Raw genomic sequence first — 22,737 nt, 5'->3', positions numbered from 1 at the left:
TTGGCTATGAACCTGTCCGGCGCCGGGAATACCAAAGCGATGTTCACTCAATGCAGTCGTCCATCTACAAGCTGGACGCGCCGGTCCATACGCGCAGCCATGTCTAGATCGTGCGTCACGGCGACCACCGTCTTGCCCTGCTTGCGCACCAGCGTCTCCAGGATGGTGAAGACTTGTTCGGAACTGTTGCTGTCGAGGCTGCCGGTCGGCTCGTCGGCGAGGATCAGTGGTGGATCGTTGGCGAGTGCCCTTGCCACCGCCACGCGCTGACGCTGGCCGCCCGAAAGCTGATCGGGACGCTTGTCGAGATGATCGGAAAGGCCCAGTGCCTCGAGCAGACCGCTTGCTCTTTGGCGCATCTCATCTCGGGCGAGGCGGCCAAGCTTGCGCATCGGGATCTCGACATTCTCGCGCGCAGTGAACTCCGGCAGCAGGAAGTGAAACTGGAAGACGAAGCCGATATTCTCAAGGCGCGTGGCGGCCCGCTCCTGTTCATCCATGAGATCGGTGTCCCGGCCGCGGATCATGAGCGTGCCGCTGGTCGGCCGATCGAGCAGGCCAAGCAGATAGAGAAGCGACGACTTGCCAGAGCCGGACGGGCCGGTGACCGCGACGAATTCCCGTTCGGCGATCGTCACTGACACCTCCTTGACCAGCGTGACCGGCACCGTTTCCTGGAGGATGCGCGTGAGATCCTTGGCCTCGATGAGTGAACTCATGTCGCCCCCCTGATGATGTCGACCGGATTTGCGCGGGCCGCGCGCCTTGCGGGCAGGTAGCCGGCTACGGCTGCCGAGCCGAGTGCGAAGGCGGCGGCGATGAGATAGTGAAGCATGCTCCAGGCGATCGGCAGCCGGGTCATTTCTTGCCCGGTTGCGGATATCTCGAAGCGCACCAGGGAAAGCGCATAAACCATCGCAAAGCCGAGCGCCCAGCCGAGCAGCGTGCCGGCCGTGGCGATGGCCACACCTTCGAGCACAAAGAGAATGCGCATGTCGGACTCGGTGAAACCCAACGACTTCATGATGGCGATGTCTCGCGCCTTTTCGTGCGTGATCGTAGAGATGATGTTGAAGATGCCGAAACCTGCAACCAACATGATCGCGGCGACGACGGTGTACATGATGACATTGCGAACGACGAGCGCTTCCAGGATCGACTCGTTCGCCTCCTGCCAGGCAATCGCCTTGTAGCCAAGCTCCGCTTCGACGCGGCGCGCCACCGCGGGCGCGGCGTTCGGGTCGTCGAGTTTGATATTGATCTGGTTGATCGCATTCGGCCGCGCGGAGAGGATTTGTGCGTTCTTCTGCAGCACGTAGGCTTCTCCTTCGTCACGCGCGGTGGTGCCCGTATGGAACAGCCCGACGATTTTGAAGCGGCGGCTAAGCCCTTCCGACGAGACCGCGGTAATCGTATCGCCGAGGCCGGCGCCCAGCCGTGAGGCCATGGTATCGCCGATGACCACGTTGTTGCCGCCGGCGGCGAGGGTCGCGAAGCTTCCCGCCTTGAAATCCTCGATGATCGGTGAGACGCGGGGCTCGGCTTGCGGGTCGATACCGAGGACTGCGGCGCCGACCTCCTGGCCGGAATAGCGAATGACCCCTTGCGCATTCAGCGTCGCTGCAATGCGCCCCGGGATCCAGGCGTTGAGCCAGGCGAGGGCTGCGGTTGGGTTGATGATGCCGCGGCGGTCGTCTCGCGGCCTGAGCCCGAAAATGGCGGCGGCATCGAACTGGTCCTCTGCCGGTTGCCGCCGGGCCGTGCGCTGCTCGTCGGTCACCTGCACATGCGGCATGGTGTCGACGAGCTGACGGACGAAATCATCCTGGCCGCCCTGCATCAGGGCCGCCATGGCAATGGAAAAGCCGACGCCAACGGCAACTCCCAGCATCGCGACGACCGTCTGCCGTCCCCGGCCGGAAATGTGGGTCAGCGCGATGTCGAGGATGAGGCGCATGGCGAACTCATTTCTCCGGCTCGGCCGCGGCCTTGACGCGAGCACCGTCGGCAAGGTCGGTCGGGAACGGCGAGACGATACGGGCGTCGTCTTCGAGACCCGACAGGATCTCGACGCCTTCGGCGCCACGTATGCCTGTCTTCAGGGCTTGTATCTTGATACGCCCGCCGTCGAGCAGGGCGACCTTTGTCCCTTCAAGAGCTACGGTTGGAATGATCAAAGCGTGATGCGATACCCGCACGATGACGTTGACGTCCGTCGACATGCCGATGCGCAGCGGCGTATCGTCGGGCAGGCGGAAGCGGACACGATAGGTCTTTGTCACCGGGTCGCCTTTTGGCGTGATGCTGTCGACGGTCGCCTCGAGCTTGCGATCCGGAAAAGCATCCGATCTCAATAGCGCCCGCTGCCCGACGTCGACGCGCGAAATGTCCTCTTCGTTGACGTCGGCCGTGATGATCAGCGGTTTCGGTTCCCCGACCCAAAAGAGCACCGTGCCGAGTCCGGCGACTTCGCCGATCTCGCCATCCTGCCGCAGCACCTGGCCGTCGCTCGGTGCTCGCAACACGTAGGTCGCAAGCCGCGCCTGCCGACCCGCCACCAAGGCTTCGAGCTGGCCCAGTTCGCTGCGCGCTTGGTCGACCTCCTGTTCGCTGATCGTGCGCTTTCCGGCCAGCGTGAGCTTACGCCGATATTCTTCCTGCGCCAGCGTCAGACGCGCCTGGAGTTCGCTGAGCGCTGCGCGCGCCTCCGTGTCGTCGAGGCGGGCGAGCACCTGTCCCTTGGCGACGCGTTCGCCTTCACAGTCGCATTGTTCGACGATCCGCTCGGCCACGGTCGGCGTGACCTTCGCCCAGGTGCGCGGCTCCACGACACCGTCCGCGTATACGATCTCTGCCGCATCGCCACGCTTGGGGGCAACAACGGATACGGGAACTGCACGAAACAAATACCAGGTGGCCACCGCGCCGATGCCGGCGATGGTGGCAGCTGCGATGGCATAACGAGCTAGCCGCAAGAAACGCTCCTTGAAACCTTCCAATCGATGCAGTAAAAATAGACCGACGGTCGGTTTGTTTCAAGGGTGAACACCACCTTGCCTATCGTGGGCATCGTGGAACACATTGCAAACCGTGCTAAGGCGCAGTTCTCGGAGCACTTATGGCTAGAATAAAGAAATCGCCAGAGGTCCGATCGAAGGAGCTGATCGATTGCGCCGAACGGCTGTTCTTTCAGCATGGATACGAGAATACGACGGTCAACGACGTCATCCGTGAGGCCGATGTCTCGAAGGGTGCTTTCTATCACTACTTCGTTTCGAAGGAGGCGCTCCTCGAGGCGGTCGCGACCCGACTGGCGAAGAGGAATCTCGAGGAACTGCAGCCCCTCGCCGAAGACCCTTCGCTTGATGCCGTTGGACAGTTGAATGCGCTTTTCGCCGGCTCGCGGCGACTAAAGCTTGAAATGGCGCCGCAGCTGAAGAATACCTTCAACGCCCTGTTCAAGCCGGAAAACGTCGTGCTGTATCACCGCATCGACGAGGCTCTCCAGGCAGCCAGCCTGCCAATTATCACGGAGATACTGCGGCGCGGTCATGCGCAGGGAGCGCTGGACGCACCTGATCCGGAAACTGCCGCGATGATGCTTCTGCAATTGCGATTGAGCGTCGCCAAGATGATGCACAAGGCGTTGCAACTTTCGGAGGCCGGTGATCTCGACGGGGCAGCGGCGATGCTGGACAGCTGGATGCGAACCTATGGCACCGCGATCGAGCGTTTTTTGAAGCTTCCGGAAGGGGCGATCGAGGTAACGGAACCCGGCTTTGCGCGCACCTTCCTGCAAGCCTGATCCGTTGGCCCGGCGGTATGCCGGCAAGATTGACGGCGGCCGAAAAGATTTCTTGAATTGTTTGTCGAATTCCGGATCAGCCGTTCGTCTATGCAGCGAAGGCGCGTGTAACTGGCCCGATCAAACGGTGACCAACCGGAAGGAACGACGATCATGAACTTGATTACCATGACGAATGTCTCCCTCGATGGAGTCATGCAAGGGCTCGGCTCGGCCGACGAGGACCGTCGCGGCGGCTTCGAGCGCGGCGGATGGATTGCGCCGCTCTTCGACGAAGAGGCGGGGGCCGCATTGGGCCAGATCTACGCGCGCGCCGACGCGTTTCTGTTCGGCCGGTGGACGTACGAGGTCTTTGCCGGCTCCTGGGGGGCGGTCAAAGAGATCCCGCGTGACAACCCCGTCGCACTCGCCTTGAACACGCGGCCCAAATACGTGGCATCGAATACGCTCAGGGTCCCGAAATGGACGAATACCACTGTCCTTTCGGGCGACGTCGCGACCGCGATCCGCGACCTGAAGGCCAAGCCGGGCGGCGAGTTGCAAGTGCATGGCGGCACCACGTTCATCCGCTGGCTGCTCGACAACGACCTGGTCGATGAGATCAACCTTTTCACCTACCCGCTGATCCTCGGCCAGGGTATGCGGCTCTTTCCCGAGACCGGCCCGGACAGGGCACTCGAACTGGTCGCATCGCGGTCCACCGCCGGCGGGGTGATCATCCAAGCCTACCGTCCCACCGGGCGTCCGCAGTATCGAACGGCCACGATGGATTCGACGGAAGCAAGGAAGTAGACATCTTCACCTTGCTGGGGTGCTGTCACGACGTCGTAGTCGAGGGTCGGCAGTTAGATGAGATCGACGCTCAGCGCCTCGAACATGTAGAACTCTTCGCCAAGGTCCGAGAGATCGCCGGCCAGGTTTCTCGCCGAGATGCCAATGCTGAACGCACCATGTTCAAGGATCGTTCCCAATGGTGTCTGATCGGCAGTCTTGCCAGTATTTCGATCTTCGAGCCGTCGCGGCGGTGGGCAGGCCGACGACATGACCAATCACCTCCCTGCGGCGATCTCCCTGCAGATCTCCTCGAGTTTCAGCTGGGCCATGACTAGACGCTCGTGCGCGATATCCTGTGTCTTGCAAACGGGCACGCGAGCCTCAACCATCGTGCCGATCAACTCCATTGGATGAGCGCCGAGCGCCTCGCACATGAGAATAAGCATCGGCACGGAGATATTGCTCCTGCCATTCTCATATTTCTGGACTTGGTGGAGCGTGACGCCAAGCGCGGCGGCAAGCCTATCCCGCGAGAACCGGTGATCAAGCCGCACGGCCCGTAGGCGTTCGCCAAGTTCTTCCGCAAGCGCAGCTGTTGTGTTGACGCGTGTTGGCATGACACTGCACCTCCAGCGACTAATGTCTGGATTGAGCGTGCTGTTGCGCACAATTCTCTGCAATCCGTCCGTTTGCGGTACAATCCTCAAACGATCGGCTGCTGTGTGCGACTTGCGGTGAGTTGCTCTAACTGGGCATTCGTCAATAGTGGTAGGGCGGAATGAGACCCGACGCTTCCAGTGCGTACAATCGGTGAGCGTAGTGCCTTTCCGGATCGGGTGAATCCGTCGGAGAGTAGCGCCTCAGAAACGTTTCGAAATACAGCTAGTAATTGAGGCAATCGGGTATCAGATCAGGCAAGGCTTTGTGATATCACCATCAGTGGCGTGGAGCGGGCAGCTCGTCCCGATCAAGTTTCTGTGTCGCAATCAGCACTTCGAGGCGATTGCGGACATTTAACTTTTGCATGAGCGCAGTCATATGATTCTTAACGGTTTTTTCGCCAATCTTCAATTCCACGGCGATCTGGCGGTTGGTGCATCCCCGCGTCAGCATTGCGATGATTTGGCCTTCCCTGAGGCTGAACTTGACGGGTGGCCCGGCTGCGGCACGGAGCGAAGCCATTCTGTGGTGTTCAATCAACTTGCAGGCGAGATCCCGGCTTATGAAAATCTCACCTCGCTGAACGGCCTTAACCGCATCGATGAGCTCCTGTGGACTGGTCCCCTTGACGACGTAGCCGCTGGCGCCGGCCTTGAGCGCATTGATTGCGATGTCAGATTTCGACATGGCGCTGAACGCCAGGAACCTCGTCCTGCAACCGCGTTTCATCAGGTCCAGGATAGTATTGAAGATGTTGCCAGGCATCATAATGTCGACGATGAAAACTTCCGGCGCTGTTTGTAGCCCGATCTCAAGTACTTCTTCGGCGGAAGACCCAGTCGCGACGACTACAAACTCCTCTTTGGATCTAAATAGATCTACAAGACCCGCGAGCATCAATGGATGATCATCGGCCAGAGCCAGTGCAATTGATCTCATATTTGATCTCCCACCCTCTGGCGGGAGATATACGCCTGCGCCCATTTCCTGTCCATGAGCTTATGTAGGTAAGTCTAAATCTGTAGTGCCTCAACGGTCTGGAACCGCCTGTCGGGCAAAGCCATCGCCTGAACCGTTTGACCTCCAGAGCAGCGGTGATGCTGCGCCCTGTGATTAAGACCTTGGTCCCGGGGTTAGGCGACCAACGTCATGCGCGCTTTAGGCACCAAAGTCTGAAAAATGACTGGACTTAGGCAACTGGCCAAGAGGCATCGGACCAGTTGATTATTAGCAAATTAGATAAAGCGAATGTTTCTGTCGACGATGTGCGGGCAACAACCCGCGCAGCAGGACGATCGACGTCATCAATAATATTTCACCGGTCACGCCAAGCCGCATTTGCCGGCTTCAAGGGGAGAGTAGAAATGGTTGCCTATATTCGTTCTGACCTCGATTTCATCTTGAAGCAGATCAAAATCGCAGAGGATCACGCGCTCTTCGAGCAGTCGGGTGGTACTCAGGGCAAGTCGCTGTTCGGCCCGAACGGTTCGGTTCCAAGCTACAATGTTTCTTGGGGCCTGCGAACGGTTGACGGCACCTATAACAACCCGCTTCACCCGGAATGGGGTGCGGCCGACAATGAATTCCCAGAGCCTTTGGGCACCGATTTCCGCACGATCATGGTCGACCCCGACGGTCCCGGTCCGGCACCGATGGTCCCCGTCACCTACCAGCCAGGCATCGACAATGACGGCCCCGGAACAGCCGGCCCCGGTGACGTGTTCGACCCCTATGTGCGTACCATTTCCAACCTGCTCGTCGACCAGACCCTTGGCAATCCGTCGGCCATTTTGACCGGCCTGCAAAGGGCTGGCATCGTTCCCCCGGACCAGCAGATGGCCGTCACAGCAGCGATTTCGGCGGCCTATGCACCGCTGATCCCGCAGTTCAGAGCTGTCGCGACCGAAGAGCGCGAATATGCGGAAGCGGCGGCGGCGGCATCGGCCAGTCCCGGCAACGCAGCCTTGCAACAGGCGGCAGCCGATGCGCTTGCGGAACTGGACGCGGCACGCGCAGCACTTGATGCTGTCGACGATGGTCTGATGACTCTTCTCACAGACAACGGCATCGAACTTGAAGGCGCGAACGTCAAAATCACCAACCTGGCGCCGGACGAAGGCTTGTCTGCCTCATTCAATTCCTGGTTCACGCTCTTTGGCCAGTTCTTCGATCACGGGCTCGATCTTGTCGCCAAGGGCGGCAACGGCACCGTGTTCATACCGCTGATGCCCGACGACCCGCTTTATGTGCCAGGTGGCACGACCAACTTCATGGTGCTGACCCGCGCGACTTTGGCCGGGCCGGGCGCCGATGGTGTGATGGGGACCGCAGACGATACGGACCGTCCGGTCAACAACACGACCTCATTCGTCGACCAGAACCAGACCTATACCTCGCATCCCTCCCATCAGGTATTCCTGCGCCAATATGTGCTCAATGCGGACGGCGTTCCGGTTGCAACCGGACGGCTGATTGAAGGCGTCAATGGCGGGATGGCCACCTGGGCCGACGTCAAGGCCCAGGCAAGAACGATCCTCGGCATCGAATTGACCGACTTTCATGTCGGCAACCTGCCGCTGCTGGCGACCGACGCCTATGGCAACTTCATCCCCAACCCGACAACGGGCTTCCCGCAGGTTGTCATGGCCGGGCCACCGCAGTCACTGCAATCGGGCACGCCAACCGCTCCACTCAGCCTGTTTAATCTCGTCGCAGACGGTCCCGACGCCGATACGCTTCCCGATGTACAGCATCTGGCCGTGCGGACCGGTCACGCTTTCCTGGCCGACATCGCCCACAATGCGGTCCCCACGGGTCTTGCCGACGGCGATCTAGAAATCGGGCTCGGCAATCCGGACCAAACGCCGACCGATGGTCAGTATGACAACGAGTTGCTTGACGCCCACTTTATCGCCGGTGACGGCCGTGCAAACGAGAATATCGGCCTGACGGCCGTCCACCACGTCTTCCACTCCGAACACAATCGCCTGGTGCAGCACACCAAGGACGTGGTGTTGGCCGACGCCGCTGCCATGCTCACAAACGGTGCTTCGCAAGCGGAGGCCGTTGCATTTCTGAACGAATGGCTGGCTGTCGACGTCACGGAAGTACCGGCAAGCGCAACCGGGCTCATCTGGGACGGCGAACGCCTATTCCAGGCTGCCAAGTTCGGCACCGAAATGCAGTATCAGCATCTTGTTTTTGAAGAATTTGCACGCAAGATCCAGCCCAATATCAACGTGTTCCTGGTGCCGGACGGTTTCGACGTCACCATCGACCCGTCGATCGTGGCGGAGTTCGCTCACGTGGTCTATCGCTTCGGTCACTCGATGCTGACTGAGTCCATCGACCGCTTCGACGAAAGCTTCAATGCCGACCATATCGGCTTGATCGAGGGCTTTCTCAATCCGATCCAGTTCAAGAACAACGGTACGGCCGGCGTGGTTGATGCCGATGTCGCCGCCGGCGCCATTATCCGTGGCATGACCCGGCAGGTGGGCAACGAGATCGACGAGTTCGTCACCAGCGCACTTCGCAACAATCTCTTGGGGCTGCCGCTCGATCTGGCGACCATCAACCTGGCTCGCGGTCGTGACACGGGTGTGCCGACCTTGAATGAAGCGCGCGCTCAGTTCTATGCGGCGACCAACCAGGATGCCCTGCTCAAGCCCTATGAGAGCTGGGTCGACTTCGCTAGCCATCTCAAACACGAAGCCTCGATCATCAACTTCATCGCCGCCTACGGCACGCATCCGCTGATCACCGGCCAGACGACGATCGAAGGCAAGCGCGACGCCGCGATGACCCTGATCTTCAACCAGTCCTTCGGCGGACTGGCGGTACAGGCGAACGCCGAGGACTTTCTCAATGCCACCGGCGCCTTTGCCGGGGGATCGCTTGGTGGTCTCAACGATGTCGATCTATGGATCGGCGGCCTTGCCGAACAGATCATGCCCTTCGGCGGCATGCTCGGCTCGACCTTCAACTTCGTCTTCGAAACCCAGATGGAAAAACTGCAGAGCGGCGACCGCTTCTATTACCTGCAGCGTCTCGACGGCCTGCACCTCTTTGGCGAGATGGAGAACAACTCCTTCGCAGCCATGATCATGCGCAATACCGACGCGACGCATCTTCCTTCCGACGTTTTCTCGACACCCGGCCTCATTCTCGAGATCGATCGGACCAAGCAGTATAATCCCGGTCTCGGCGAGACGGCCGGTGCAGACGGCATCATGGATGACAATCCCGGGACCGGCGTCGACGAAAGTGCCGACAATCTGGGCAATGACCCTCTCGGCGGTGGTATTCTCACACCACTCGTCCAACGCAACAACCCGGCGACACCGGGCGCGGATACCAACTATCTCAAATATACCGGCGGCGACCACGTGGTCCTTGGCGGCACCGAGCAGAACGATATCCTGATCGCCGGGATCGGTGACGACACACTTTATGGCGACGGCGGCAACGACCGGCTGGAAGGTGGGTTCGGCAACGATATCATCAATGCCGGCGCAGGCGACGATATCATCGTCGACTCCGGCGGTGACGACAACATCAAGGCGGGTGCCGGCAATGACGTCGTCCATGCAGGACCCGGCCTCGACCTGGTCATGGGCAATGACGGCCAGGACTTCATCTTCCTCGGCACCGACATGGGATCGGAGGTCTTCGCCGGAACCGGCAACGACTTCATCTACGGCAACAAGAACGCCGAACGCATCCTCGGCAACGAGGGCAACGACTGGATCGAAACCGGTACATTTGACGGTGCGCCTGGCGATAACTTCGATGAAGTCTTTGCCCATGACGGCGTTGACGGACATGACGTGTTCCTCGGCGATGGCGGCTTTGACGAGTTCATCGGCGAAGGTGGCGACGACATCATGGTCGGCAGCGCCGGCCGCGGAAAAATGGTGGGCATGTCCGGCTTCGACTGGGCGACCTACAAGGACAACGCCCGTGGGGTAAATGCCGACCTGTCGATCCCGATCGTGTTCGACGAAGCTCCGGTGCTGCCGGAGAACGCTGCACTCGACGAATACGAATCCATGGAAGGTCTCTCCGGGACGAGGTTCAACGACGTGTTGGCCGGAACCGAAGACGTGGCGGCCGATAGGGCGCCTCTGACCCAAGGCGGGACCACAGGGTATCTCGGCAGCGTGCTCGACGCTGAAGGCATTGCGCTTGTCAATGGCCTGCAGGCGCTGCTTGGCGCCGGCGTCACCTCCTTCGACGGCGGAGACATCATCCTCGGCGGCGACGGCAGCGACCGTATCATCGGCAACGCCGGTGACGACATCATCGACGGCGACAAGTGGCTGGACGTGCAGATCGGCGTCTATGCCGCCAACGATCCTGAGCATACAGGCACGCCTGTACTGCACAACAGCATGACGACGCTCGCCGCCGCCATGTTCAACGGCACCATCAATCCGGGTCAGCTGGCAATCGTGCGGACAATCCGCGACAGCAACGACCAGGTGGATAGCGACGGGATTGCCGACATCGACACGGCCGTGTTCTCGGGTGCCCGTGCCGAATATGACATTACGTTCAACACAAACGGCACGGTTACAGTCGCCCATGTTGGCGGGTTGGCGACCGACGGCACCGACACGATCCGAAACGTCGAGCTTCTGGATTTCACCGACCAGGATATCTCGCTGCAGGCGCCGACGCTGGATCTGCACGGCCCCTCGACCACCACGACGACAGCGACGGTCGCGCAGGCCTATCGCGATACGTTCACCGCAGCCGCCTACACGAATAACAACGGCGCTTCGAACTGGGGAGGCCCATGGGTTGAAGGCAACGATACCGGCGGCGCCACAGGGGGTGATATCAGTGTCAGTCTCGCCGCTGGCAGACTGCAATTCATCGAAGGCATCGATGGCAATGAGACCCTTGCGCGTGCTGTCAATCTGACAGGCATTACCAGGGCGACCCTAAGCTTCAACTACGTCGCAGACGAACTGGATGGCGGCGAGAATGTCGTGGTCGAAGTTCGTAACACAACCAACGGCGCATGGACGGAGCTTGGCACCGTCGGCGGCAATCAAACGAACGTCTTTACGGCCCCAATCCCCCAAGGCTTGATCGGCACGAATACTCAAATCCGCTTCAGAGCCGCAGGGACTTTCGACGGCGGTGAAAACCTCTACATCGACAACGTCAACATCCAGACCGAGGTCGATACGATCACGCCCGTGGCTGGCGCGCCTGGCAACAACTACCAGACGAGCTATACCGAAAATGCCCCTGCCGTTGCCATTGCGCTTGGCCCTGTCATTACCGACGATGGCACGACCCTGGCTTCTGCCCGGGTGGTTCTGACCAATGCCAGCGCCGGTGATGCCTTGACGGTGCAGGGCGGCCTGCCGGGAGGAATTTCCGCGGCGGTGGACACTTCGGTTGCGGGGCAGATTACCCTGACCCTCACCGGCCCCTCGTCGATTGCCAACTTCCGCACTGCAATCCAGCAGGTGCGTTACGCCAACACCTCGGAGAACCCGAGCACGGCCGCCCGTAGCATCCAGGTCACCGTCAATGACGGGCTTTTGACCAGCGCGGTCGCCACCACGACCGTCACCGTGAATGCCATCAACGATGCACCGTCCGTCAATACCGACACGGTCATCACCAACGTCGCGCAAGGGGTGAACTTCACGATCTCGCATGCAGCCCTTCTTGCCAACGATACCGACCCGGAAGGCAGCGCCCTTACGATCACCGCCGTCAGCAGCCCGGATGGCGTCACTACTCCGGTGATCGGGGCGGGCATCCTCACCCTGAATGACACAGGCGGAGCAGGCGGCTCGTTCGTCTACACCGCTACCGATGGCGGCCTGACGGATACGGCCCAGGTCAACATCAACCGCGTGACCGGAAACATCACCGGCGGCGGTGCTGCCGAAATCATCATCGGCAATACCGCGGGAACGACGATCACCGGCGGCGGCGGCAATGACAACATAGATGCCGGCGACGGTGGAGACACGATCAACGGCGGCACCGGCAATGACATGATCGACGCCGGTACCGGCAACGACACCATCAACATGAGTTCCACCGAAGGGTTTGATCGTGTTGATGGCGACGCCGGCACCGACACCTTCCAGCTCACTGGCAATGGTGAGGCAGAAACGTTCCGTATCTATGCAAAGGCAGCTGCCATTGCCGCAGGGGTTCCTGTCACCGGTGCGGATGCCGAGATCATCATCACCCGTACAGTCGGGCTGAACACCACTGTTATCGCCGAACTGGACAACATCGAAGAAATCACGGTCAGCGCTTTCAATACGACCGCGAACAACGGCAACAACCCGAACCAGCCTGACGGCGGCGGCCCCATCGTTGGTGACACGATCCAGGTGTTCGGCGATTTCAATGCGCCGTTCACAAGCCTCAACTTCAGCACGATCACCATCGACGGCAATACCGGCGACGACACGGTCGACATAACCGGGCTCAGCTCCGAGCATCGGATCGTCTTCCGGTCTAATGGCGGTAACGACACGCTTGTCGGCCAACTGCGTCCGCAGGACGTGATCGAGCTCGGGGGCACGCTGACGGACTTCGTGACCACCGAGGCCAACGGCAACGTCACGGTCAGCAACGGCACGAACTCCGTCACGTTCAAGAAATACGACGGCGGCGGACCGCAGATCACCGGGACGGACGACGATACCGCTGAAACGCCGAACACTCCTGCTCCGTCCGCAGGATCGCCGATCGCCGGCACAGCCAGTGCAGACGTCCTGCTTGGTACGGCAAATGCCGAAACGATCGTTGCCCTTGGTGGCAATGACACCGTCATCGGTGGTGAGGGTGCAGACGTCATCAGAGGTGATGAGGGCAACGACTTCATCACGTCCGGTGGCGGCAACGACCTGGTCTTCGGCGGCGACGGCAACGACGACATTCTCGGCGGTGAGGGCAACGACATGCTCTACGGCGATGCCGGATCGGACCGTATCTTTGCCGATGCCGGCAATGACATGATCCAGACCGGTGCCGGCAGCGACTTCGTATCCGGGGGATCCGGCGACGATATCATTGTCGCCGCCAAGGATGATGGTGACGACATCTACTACGGCGATGCCGGCAACGACACTTTGGACATGTCGGCCATAACCGCCAGTCTGACCGTCGATATCGGCTCCGGGTTCATGAACCAGGGGAGCGTGTCCAGCAGTCAGACCGGGCAGGATACCCTGTGGGGGATCGAAAATGTCGTGACCGGCTCGGGCAATGACACGATTGTCGCCAATGCCTTCGTCAACGTCATCGAAGGCGGAGCCGGCAACGATACCTTCCGGTTCCAGTCCGAAGCCAATGCCGATGGCGATACGATCACCAGCTTCCAGGCCGGTGACAAGATCGACCTCAGCGGTACCGATGCCAACAACGGGGTCGCGGGAAATCAATCCTTCACCCTGGTCTCGGGATCGAGCCTAAGTGGCCCGGCACAACTCGCCGTGACCCATGAAACCAGGGCCGATGGCGATTACACCGTCGTCTCGGGTAGCGTCGACAGTGACGGAGCCGCAGAGTTCCGCCTGAACATCAAGGGGAACCACAACCTCACCGGTTCTGACTTCAACTTGTAACCAGCGTTTTCCGGCGCGCCGACCAAGGGCGCGCCGGCTTACTCCATCAAACGCGGATTGGTGAGTATCATGCGCACGAAGACCCCACTGACTGGCACGAAACGTAAGAACGCTGAGAAGCTTACGCAGAGATTTAAAGGAATATTCCTCTTCCTTTTCATCACCTCCGGAATAATCAACATTCTGGCGCTGACCGGCTCCTTCTACATGCTGCAGATCTACGACCGGGCTTTGACCAGCGGCAGCATCCCGACCCTGCTCGGGCTCTCGATCCTGGCGATCGGGCTCTATTTGTTCCAGGGGCTCTTCGACATCATCCGCTCACAGATACTGGTGCGCGTCGGCGCAAGGCTGGATGCAAAGATCGCCCCGCTGGCGCATGAAGTTGCGATCGACATGCCCCGTTTCGGCTTCTCCACGGCAGAGGCCCTCGAGCGCGGCCGCGACGTCGATACGGTCAGGGGATTTCTCGGCAGCCAGGGGCCGATCGCCTTTTTCGACCTTCCCTGGATGCCGCTCTACCTGATCTTCGTCTACATGCTGCATCCCTATCTCGGCGCCCTGACATTTGGCGGCGCTTTTGTCCTCACGATTCTCGCGATCCTGACCGAGGTGATGACGCGCAGATGGGCCGCCGCCACCCACAAGGCCGGTATTGAGCGAAATGCCATTGCCGATTCAAACACCCGCAATGCCGAGGTGTTGAAGGCCATGGGCTTTGCGCCGCGTGCGGTCAGCCGGTTCAATGTTGCCAACAAGGAGCATCTGGCGCTTCAAACCCGGACAAACGACATCAGCGGCACCTTTGGGGCGATCTCCCGGGTGCTTCGGATGGTGTTGCAGTCTGCGGTTCTGGGCCTGGGGGCGTGGCTGACGATCCAGGGGGAAATGTCTGCCGGCGCCATCATCGCTGCATCCGTTGCCTCGGCGCGCGCCCTTGCCCCGGTCGATCTTGCCGTCGGCAACTGGAAGAGTTTCGTCACGGCACGAACCGCCTTCGGTCGCCTCAAGGAAACGGTGGTCGCATTGACGAGTACCGTTGCACCGATGGACCTTCCTGCGCCCGCCAAGACCTTGAAGGTCGAAAAGCTCACGGTCGCAGCGCCCGGTTCCGGCCGTGTTCTTCTGAGCGACGTCAGTTTCGACATCGAAGCCGGCCAGGTGTTGGGCATTATCGGTCCAAGCGGCGGCGGCAAGACAACGCTGGCGCGCGCGCTGACCGGGATCTGGCCGCCCCTTCGCGGTGGCGTTCGGTTGGATGATGCGGAACTGACGCAATGGTCAGACAGCTGTCTCGGGCAGCACATCGGTTATCTCCCGCAGGACGTGGCGCTCCTGGACGCCACGGTTGAGGAGAACATTTCCCGGCTTGACCCTGACGTCGACCCAAGGGCAATCGTGGACGCGGCACAAACCACGGGTATTCACGAGATGATCGTGCGGTTGCCGGATGGTTATCGCACGGCACTCGGGCCCCAGGGCGCATCCCTGTCCGCGGGTCAGAGGCAGCGGATCGCGCTTGCACGGGCGTTGTACCGCAATCCGTTCATCGTCGTCATGGACGAGCCCAACTCCAATCTCGACGGAGAGGGCGAGTCCGCACTGACGCAGGCCATACAAGCCGTTCGCGCCCGCAATGGCATTGCCATTGTCATTGCCCATCGTCCGAGCGCGCTTACCGCCTGCGACCTGATCGCCGTGGTTCAAGGCGGCAAGCTGGTCGCGTTTGGGCCCAAGAACGAAATCCTGAAACCAGCCGCGATCGGGGACGCCGTTGGCCGACCCGCACTGCCCGCGCGCATGACGTCAAAGGTGTCGGAATGATCGAGGCGAAGGGAACAAAAACGGTCAAAGAGGAAGACCCGCACCAGCGCTACAGCCTGAAGAACGAGGAAGCGCCGTCAAGAGCGCCGGCTGTTATCGCGATGTTGTTGACGGGCTTTGCGCTTTATCTGAAGAGCGCCTTCAGCACGGCGTCGGAGCCGGCGGAGGAGCCTCCGCAAGCCAGGGAGCCGCAGGAGGATATCGCGCCCTTGCAGTTGGTGGCGGAGAACAAGCCGGAAGAAGTCAAGGAAGAGGAAGCGCCGGCCAAAAAGAAGGCTGGCGGCGCCATGCGAAACTACAATAGCCAGAACGAAGAAATGGATGCCGTCGACATTCGTTCGCCCTCATTCCGGCCGGATGATTTCTCGACCTCGATGTCTGAACGGTGGGAGCTGGAAAGCCCGTCGCCTGTCTTGAGGGCGTCGAACGACAATGTCGCGCCAGGCCCCTCTACTGCCGGCCCTCCCGTCAAAACTTTCCCGACGAAGGACGAGGAAGACGACAAGTCGGGTGGTGGTGATGACGATGACGATGATGACGACAACGAAGATAATGACCCCGTTAACCGCGCACCACGCGTGAACGGCTCAGTCACACTGAAAGATGTTTCCGGTTGTGCTGCGGTCGTCATCGGCCTTTCGGATCTATTGCGCGGTGCATCCGATCCGGACGGCAATGTGCTTTCCGTCAGGGATATCACGGTGACATCCGGCACCATTACGAGGACCGCAGAAGGTTGGCTTTACGATTGGACAGAGCTTGGTCCGGTAACGATTACCTACCAGATCACAGATGGCCAGCTTTCGATTACCCAGACTGCGTCTTTTTCCGTGGTCAACGCCCCGCCGATCGTCGGGACTGTGGGTGACGATCTGTTGCTCGGCACCAATTGCGGCGATGCCATCGACGGCAGGGCGGGTGATGACAGCATTGATGCCCGAGGTGGTGCCGACACGGTGAATGGTGGCGAAGGCAACGACAACATCGTCGCGGGCGGGGGCAACGACATCATTTTCGCAGGGATCGGAAACGATGTCGTCTTCGGCGGCACCGGCGACGATCAGATCCACGGCGGCAGCGGCAACGACCGTCTGTTTGGCGAGGAGGGGCGCGATATTCTGTCTGGGGATGAGGGAGACGACGCCCTGCATGGAGGCGCTGACGACGACCTGGCCTTCGGCGGCGACGGAAACGATTTGGTTGCCGGTGATGAAGGCAACGACGCCATCGACGGCGGCAGCGGTGACGATCGCCTGTCCGGCGGTAGCGGAAACGATACCCTGCTCGGGCAAGCGGGCAAGGACCATCTCTTCGGGGACGAAGGCGCGGACGTTCTGGTCGGGGGCGGCGACGAGGATATCGTCATGGGAGGTGCTGGTAACGACACGATTGCGGGCGAGGGGGATCTCGTATCGGACCAATATGACGGCGGCGACGGCTCCGACACACTCGACTATTCCAGCGTGTCACAATCGATCACCATCGACCTCAGCGAAGGCAAAGCCTCAGGTGAAGAGATTGGCGACGATACCATCTCGAATTTTGAGGTGGTCATGACCGGTCAGGGGGATGACAGCGTGACCCCCAGCCTTGAGGCCGAGACAATCGCCACCGGAGCCGGCGACGATACGGTTAAAGATGCAGGAGGGGATCTTCTCCCCGATCTTTACGATGGCGGAGATGGCACCGACACGCTCGATTATTCCAGCTTGTCACGGTCGATCGAGATCGACCTCAGCGAAGGCCAAGCCTCGGGCGCAGAAATCGGCGAGGACACCGTCGCGAATTTCGAGGTGGTCCTGACCGGTCAAGGCGATGACAGCGTCATCGGCAGCGATCACGCCGAGACGATCGTCACCGGAGCCGGCGACGACACGATTGAGGATGGGGCTGGTGCAGATATCGTTTCGGCTGGGGCGGGCAACGATACCGTCGTGGCTGCGGCCGACAATGCCGACGACAATTATAACGGCCAATCGGGTCTGGACACTCTCGATTATTCTGCAGCAGCGCATGGGGTTGTCATCGACCTTGCGACCGGCGTTGCGACCGGTGTCGATATCGGCACCGACATTGTCACAAGCTTTGAACAGATCGTGGGCAGCGCCCAGGCGGATGTCTTCCACGTCGGTCAAACGGCCCTAACCCTTGAGGGAGGCAGCGGCGATGACGTCTTCCGTTTCAATATGCCGGCCGGCTCATCGACCAGCGATGCCATCCATCACATCCTCGATTTCATGGTGGGGGACCGCATCGAGATGTCGAGGTATCAGATCTTCGAGGAGATCGTCGATAATCTCGAGGATCATTTCGAGGCCATCTATGGGGAGGATGTAGATGAAGATGCTCTCCCGATCAGGATGCGGCATGAGGGGACAGAGGAACACGGCATTACGCGGATCGAATTCGATACCGACAATGACCAGGAATATGAGGTGGCTGTCACTTTGAGCGGTCATCACATGTTGGTGGTCGTCGAGACCGCTCAAATATAATCTGGGGAGGGAAACAAAATGCTCAAATCACAACGAAATCCTCCAGCCATCGGCGACGATGAGGCAGACGCCGCGTTCCCGGTAACCTTCCGGGTTATCGTCGGTGCCATGCTTGGGGTTCTGCTTTTCGCCGGTGCCGGCGGATGGGCCGCCACGGCCCAGCTTACGGGCGCGATCGTTGCGGCGGGAATGGTCAAGGTCGATCAGAACCTGAAGGCGATCCAGCATCGTGACGGCGGCATCGTCAGCGAGATCCTGGTCAAGGAAGGCGACGCCGTTAGAAAAGGCGACATCATGCTACGGCTTGACGACGTGCAAACCCGAGCGGAACTGTCCATTGTCAAGAACCAGCTCGTTGAACTGGCTGCGCGAAAGACGAGGCTTGTCGCCGAGCGGGACAACCTGGCCGAATTGCAGTTTGGAGCAGAACTCAGTGAGGCAATGAGTGTGGTCCCGACGGTCTTCATGGGCGAGGCGCGGCTTTTCGACGGGAACCGCCAGAACCGGGAAAGCCAGAAGCAACAGCTGCAGTTGGGAATTTCCCAACTGGAAGAGGAGGTCAATGGCTTGAAGGTTCAGCTCTCGGCAAAGCAGGACGAACTGGCGCTGATCAAAACCGAGCACAAGAAGATCAAACGCCTCACCGACAAGAACCTGCTCGAGACCTCCCGCAAGTACATCATCGATCGCGAAATGGCGAAGATCACCGGCGAGTACGGCGAGATACAAGCCAACATCGCGCGGTCCAAGGCCAGAACCAGCGAAATCGAGCTTCAGATCATTGCCATCGACGAGGCGGCTCGAACCGAAGCACAGCGTGATCTAACGACCGTCGAACAGAAGATCTCGGAGTTGAGTGAACGAAAGGTGGCTGTCGAAGATCGGTTGCAACGCACTGATATACGCGCCCCTTTGTCGGGAACCGTGAACGAGCTTTTCGTCCACACGATCGGTGGGGTCATTACGCCGGCGGAAAAACTGGTCACCCTTGTCCCGACCGACGCTGCACTTAAGATCCAGGCCCGGCTTTCTCCCACCGATATCGATCAGGTGTTCTCCGGTCAGGTGGCGAAGCTTCGCTTTTCGGCATTCAATCAACGCACCACTCCCGAGCTCTCCGGACACGTCACCTATGTGTCGGCCGCTACGAGCAACGACCCAAGTTCCGGTGAGACATACTACTTGGCGGATATTGGGGTTGCCCAAGTGGAGTTGGCCAAGCTCGGTGACAATAAACTCTTGCCCGGTATGCCGGTGGAGGTCTTCGTTTCAACGGAGCAAAGAACAGCACTGTCGTTCTTATCGAAGCCGCTCACCGACCAATTCAGCCGGGCCTTTCGAGAACAGTGAACAATTTCCGATCTTTCGTACCGAGGCGTGACGTGCCTCGTGCGCGAACGGGTCATCCCAGGGCTGTTTCCGCGACATCCTTGGGATGACCGTCTGTCGCCGGACGGGACGCTTAAGAAACTCCAAAGTGGCCACCACAAGCAGGCAGGGCGAAGCACGTCAGTGCCACTGGTAAAGCTGCTCTGCATCTTGATCGTCATCCAGACCTGCTGTCTGACGTCCGGGCAGTGTGCAAAGTCCGGCTGACAGGGTAGAGGCTTGCTGAAGATCGAAACTCCGCAGCTTCCCCCCACCCGCCGACATCGATCAACCGCGAGAGGAACCAAACGCACCCGAAAATTGTTTTGTCTCGCGAGGATGCGAGCCGTTCCAGCACGTGACAGCACGGTGAACACGGGCGCGTTATCCTTGTGTTGCCATGAGCAACGAATTGGCAGGCGAGCCTGCACGCACCTGATCTACACTCAAGGAAGTCGGTGCGGATGGCGGACGAGTACCGGGGACAGCGATGGCCAGCGACAAGCTTTCGACCTACAAACAGAAGCGCGATTTCAAGGTCACCAAGGAACCAAGCGGAGCGGGCAAGCTCAGCCCTTCCAATCGACGTCGCTTCGTCATTCAGAAACATGACGCCACCCAGCTGCACTACGATCTTCGTTTGGAGCTCGACGGTGTCTTCAAATCCTGGGCCGTGACCAAGGGGCCATCGCTCGATCCCCAAGACAAGCGCCTTGCGGTGGAGGTCGAGGATCACCCGCTCGACTATGGCGATTTCGAAGGCACCATTCCGAAAGGCCAGTATGGCGGGGGCACTGTCATGCTGTGGGATCGCGGTTATTGGGAGCCGGAAGGAAATCGGACGCCGGAAGAGGCGCTGGCCAAAGGTGATTTCAAGTTCACACTTGAGGGCAAACGGCTCCACGGCAGTTTCGTGCTCGTGCGCATGCGTCATGATCGCGATGGTGGAAAACGAACGAATTGGCTCCTGATCAAACATCGTGACGATTTTTCGGTCGATGAGAACGGAGCGGCTGTCCTTGAGGAAAACGACACCTCAGTCGCCTCCGGACGCTCGATGGACGCGATCGCGTCGGGCAAAGGCAGAAAGCCAAAGCCCTTCATGGTGGAGGGCGGCGCTATTGGGGCCGACGCGGTGTGGGACAGCAACCACGGTCTTGCCGCCGAGGAACGCCAGGCGGGAGCGGGGAGCCGAAAAAAGTCTGTGTCCGCCAGACGCCCGAAATCCAGAATGCCTGATTTCATCCCACCGCAGTTATGCGAAACACTGGACCGCCCTCCGAACGGCGGTGGCTGGATCCATGAGATCAAATTTGATGGCTATCGCATTCAGATGCGGGTCGAGAATGGGAAGGCGACTTTGAAAACCCGCAAAGGTCTCGACTGGGCAGCCAAATTTGCCGCCATCGCCAAGTCGGCAGCAGCTCTGCCTGATGCCATCATCGATGGTGAGATCTGTGCTCTTGACGAAAAAGGAGCACCTGATTTTGCCGCCCTTCAGGCAGCACTTTCCGAAGGCGAGACTGATGCCTTGGTCTACTTTGCATTCGATCTCCTGTTTACCGGCGATGAGGACCTGCGAGAGCTTGCGCTGACACAGCGGAAAGAACGGCTCGCAGCGATGCTGGAGGATGCGGGCGACGATCCGCATCTGCGCTTCACCGAGCATTTTGAAACCGACGGTGACGCCGTGCTGCGATCGGCCCGCCGTCTTTCGCTTGAGGGCATCGTTTCCAAAAAAGCGGATGCGCCGTACCAGTCCGGCCGCTCCGACACGTGGGCGAAATCCAAATGCCGCGCAGGTCATGAAGTCGTCATCGGCGCCTATGCAACGACCAACGGCAAATTCCGATCTCTCCTTGTTGGCGTCAATCGTGGCGAGCATTTCGTCTATGTCGGCCGGGTCGGGACAGGCTATGGCGCAAAGACCGTCGAAACGCTGTTGCCGAAGCTGCAAAAGCTCGAGGCCTCCCGGTCACCCTTTACGGGGATCGGGGCGCCAAAGAAGGATCGGAATATCGTTTGGCTCAAGCCGGATCTCGTTGCCGAGATCGAATTCGCCGGCTGGACGACTGATGGCCAGGTGCGGCAGGCGGCATTCAAGGGCTTGAGGGAAGACAAACCGGCGGGCGAGGTGAAAGCGGAAAAACCGGCGTCACCTTCAAAGGCTGCCGTGTCCGATCCTTCGACGGTAAAGCCAGTACCAAATCGTATTCGCAAGGGCGGGAAGGCCGAGGTCATGGGCGTGCTGATTTCCAGCCCGGAAAAACCTCTATGGCCGGATGGTGGCGATGGGAAGCCGGTGACCAAGGTTGAGCTTGCCCAATATTATGAGGCGGTCGGGTCCTGGCTGATCGATCATATCAAAGGGCGGCCCTGTTCGATCATTCGCACTCCCGACGGGATTGGCGGCGAGCAATTCTTCCAGCGACATGCCATGCCGGGAACATCGAACCTGCTCGAGCTGGTCACCGTATTCGGGGACAAGAAGCCCTACCTGCAGATCGACCGCGTCGAGGGGCTTGCGGCGATCGCCCAGATCGGTGGTGTCGAACTGCATCCCTGGAATTGCGAGCCCGGGAAACCGGAGGTGCCCGGCCGCCTGGTGTTCGATCTGGACCCGGGCCCCGAAGTCGAGTTTTCCACCGTCATTGACGCGGCGCGGGAAATTCGCGACCGGTTGGCAGAACTCGGGCTGGTAAGCTTCTGCAAGACGACGGGTGGCAAGGGACTGCACGTCGTAACGCCGCTTGCCGTGTCGCGACGGAAGAAATTGAGTTGGGAAGAGGCGAAGGCTTTTGCCCATGATATCTGTCAGCGGATGGCCCGCGACAATCCAGATCTTTACCTGATCAGGATGGCGAAGAACCAGCGCGAGGGCCGCATCTTCCTCGACTACTTGCGCAACGACAGGATGTCGACCGCTGTTGCGCCCCTGTCGCCGCGGGCGCGCCCCGGCGCCACGGTGTCGATGCCGCTCAACTGGACGCAGGTCAAAAAGGGTCTCGATCCCACACGCTTCACGATCCGGACCGTGCCGGAGCTTCTGAGAGCGGGGACCGCTTGGCAGGATTATTGTGAAAGCCAGCGCTCGCTGGAGCAGGCGATCAAGCGCCTGAGCAAAACGAACAGGGCTGCGGCGTAGTCATCCGCCGAAAATGCGGATGCTTTTCACCTCGACATGGATCGTGGGCGATGG

The 22,737-nt window shown here is 60.0% G+C and carries 13 protein-coding genes; 7 read left to right on the top strand and 6 right to left on the bottom strand.

Annotation, left to right across the window (positions count from 1 at the left end; genetic code table 11):
• Window positions 1-47: 47 nt before the first annotated feature.
• The 3 genes from IB264_RS12105 to IB264_RS12095 are packed head-to-tail and all read right to left on the bottom strand — an operon-like array spanning window position 48 to window position 2,975.
• Window positions 48-719 carry an ABC transporter ATP-binding protein gene (locus tag IB264_RS12105; RefSeq protein ID WP_025430463.1) on the bottom strand — a complete coding sequence of 224 codons (672 nt, stop codon included), beginning with the start codon at window positions 717-719 and terminating at the stop codon, window positions 48-50.
• Window positions 716-1,957 carry an ABC transporter permease gene (locus IB264_RS12100; protein ID WP_025430462.1) on the bottom strand — a complete coding sequence of 414 codons (1,242 nt, stop codon included), beginning with the start codon at window positions 1,955-1,957 and terminating at the stop codon, window positions 716-718. Before IB264_RS12100 ends, IB264_RS12105 begins: the two co-directional genes overlap by 4 nt.
• A gap of 7 nt (window positions 1,958-1,964) precedes the next feature.
• The gene (locus IB264_RS12095) at window positions 1,965-2,975 is read right to left on the bottom strand and encodes an efflux RND transporter periplasmic adaptor subunit (protein WP_192433403.1); all 1,011 of its coding nucleotides are present in this window, start codon (window positions 2,973-2,975) and stop codon (window positions 1,965-1,967) included.
• A gap of 143 nt (window positions 2,976-3,118) precedes the next feature.
• Between IB264_RS12095 and IB264_RS12090 the strand changes: the two genes are divergently transcribed.
• Both IB264_RS12090 and IB264_RS12085 read left to right on the top strand, forming a co-directional pair.
• Window positions 3,119-3,805, top strand: coding sequence for a TetR/AcrR family transcriptional regulator (locus tag IB264_RS12090; protein WP_057216709.1), 687 nt, complete (start codon window positions 3,119-3,121; stop codon window positions 3,803-3,805).
• 153 nt (window positions 3,806-3,958) lie between these two features.
• A complete protein-coding gene (locus IB264_RS12085) occupies window positions 3,959-4,597 on the top strand; it encodes a dihydrofolate reductase family protein (RefSeq protein WP_057216712.1) in 639 nt (212 codons plus the stop codon).
• Window positions 4,598-4,650: 53 nt separating this feature from the next.
• Here the strand turns inward: IB264_RS12085 and IB264_RS12080 are convergent, their stop codons facing one another.
• The 3 genes from IB264_RS12080 to IB264_RS12070 all read right to left on the bottom strand — a co-directional run bounded on the left by IB264_RS12080 (window position 4,651) and on the right by IB264_RS12070 (window position 6,178).
• Window positions 4,651-4,848: a hypothetical protein gene (locus IB264_RS12080; protein WP_144239245.1), complete on the bottom strand. Its 198-nt coding sequence runs from the start codon at window positions 4,846-4,848 to the stop codon at window positions 4,651-4,653.
• A 6-nt stretch (window positions 4,849-4,854) separates the two neighbouring features.
• Window positions 4,855-5,196, bottom strand: a complete 342-nt coding sequence (locus tag IB264_RS12075; RefSeq protein WP_025430458.1) for a helix-turn-helix domain-containing protein — start codon at window positions 5,194-5,196, stop codon at window positions 4,855-4,857.
• A gap of 319 nt (window positions 5,197-5,515) precedes the next feature.
• Window positions 5,516-6,178 (bottom strand): response regulator transcription factor, encoded by a 663-nt coding sequence (locus IB264_RS12070; protein ID WP_025430457.1) that lies wholly within the window; start codon window positions 6,176-6,178, stop codon window positions 5,516-5,518.
• A gap of 425 nt (window positions 6,179-6,603) precedes the next feature.
• On the opposite strand from IB264_RS12070, the gene IB264_RS12065 reads away from it, so the two are divergent.
• From IB264_RS12065 to ligD, 5 genes are all read left to right on the top strand, one after another.
• Entirely contained in the window at window positions 6,604-13,851 is a 7,248-nt protein-coding gene (locus tag IB264_RS12065) for a peroxidase family protein (protein WP_192433401.1), read from the top strand.
• Window positions 13,852-13,920: 69 nt separating this feature from the next.
• The gene (locus tag IB264_RS12060; protein WP_084814095.1) at window positions 13,921-15,675 is read left to right on the top strand and encodes a type I secretion system permease/ATPase; all 1,755 of its coding nucleotides are present in this window, start codon (window positions 13,921-13,923) and stop codon (window positions 15,673-15,675) included.
• Window positions 15,672-18,170 carry a cadherin-like domain-containing protein gene (locus tag IB264_RS12055; protein WP_192433399.1) on the top strand — a complete coding sequence of 833 codons (2,499 nt, stop codon included), beginning with the start codon at window positions 15,672-15,674 and terminating at the stop codon, window positions 18,168-18,170. Before IB264_RS12060 ends, IB264_RS12055 begins: the two co-directional genes overlap by 4 nt.
• A gap of 18 nt (window positions 18,171-18,188) precedes the next feature.
• A complete protein-coding gene (locus IB264_RS12050; protein WP_025430453.1) occupies window positions 18,189-19,520 on the top strand; it encodes an HlyD family type I secretion periplasmic adaptor subunit in 1,332 nt (443 codons plus the stop codon).
• A gap of 508 nt (window positions 19,521-20,028) precedes the next feature.
• The gene (gene ligD, locus IB264_RS12045; protein WP_192433397.1) at window positions 20,029-22,683 is read left to right on the top strand and encodes a DNA ligase D; all 2,655 of its coding nucleotides are present in this window, start codon (window positions 20,029-20,031) and stop codon (window positions 22,681-22,683) included.
• Window positions 22,684-22,737: the final 54 nt, after the last annotated feature.

The organism is Ensifer sp. ENS11 (assembly GCF_014851895.1).
GTDB classification, from domain to species: Bacteria; Pseudomonadota; Alphaproteobacteria; order Rhizobiales; family Rhizobiaceae; genus Ensifer; species Ensifer canadensis.
Note: the sequence above shows the minus strand (reverse complement) of the source record. Positions and strands in the feature narration are given on the sequence as shown.

Coding starts and splice junctions, on each gene's coding strand:
- IB264_RS12050 (WP_025430453.1), top strand. CDS start 18,189: ATGCTCAAATCACAACGAAATCCTCCAGCCATCGGCGACGATGAGGCA.
- IB264_RS12070 (WP_025430457.1), bottom strand. CDS start 6,178: ATGAGATCAATTGCACTGGCTCTGGCCGATGATCATCCATTGATGCTC.
- IB264_RS12075 (WP_025430458.1), bottom strand. CDS start 5,196: ATGCCAACACGCGTCAACACAACAGCTGCGCTTGCGGAAGAACTTGGC.
- ligD (WP_192433397.1), top strand. CDS start 20,029: ATGGCCAGCGACAAGCTTTCGACCTACAAACAGAAGCGCGATTTCAAG.
- IB264_RS12090 (WP_057216709.1), top strand. CDS start 3,119: ATGGCTAGAATAAAGAAATCGCCAGAGGTCCGATCGAAGGAGCTGATC.
- IB264_RS12105 (WP_025430463.1), bottom strand. CDS start 719: ATGAGTTCACTCATCGAGGCCAAGGATCTCACGCGCATCCTCCAGGAA.
- IB264_RS12080 (WP_144239245.1), bottom strand. CDS start 4,848: ATGTCGTCGGCCTGCCCACCGCCGCGACGGCTCGAAGATCGAAATACT.
- IB264_RS12100 (WP_025430462.1), bottom strand. CDS start 1,957: ATGCGCCTCATCCTCGACATCGCGCTGACCCACATTTCCGGCCGGGGA.
- IB264_RS12065 (WP_192433401.1), top strand. CDS start 6,604: ATGGTTGCCTATATTCGTTCTGACCTCGATTTCATCTTGAAGCAGATC.
- IB264_RS12085 (WP_057216712.1), top strand. CDS start 3,959: ATGAACTTGATTACCATGACGAATGTCTCCCTCGATGGAGTCATGCAA.
- IB264_RS12060 (WP_084814095.1), top strand. CDS start 13,921: ATGCGCACGAAGACCCCACTGACTGGCACGAAACGTAAGAACGCTGAG.
- IB264_RS12055 (WP_192433399.1), top strand. CDS start 15,672: ATGATCGAGGCGAAGGGAACAAAAACGGTCAAAGAGGAAGACCCGCAC.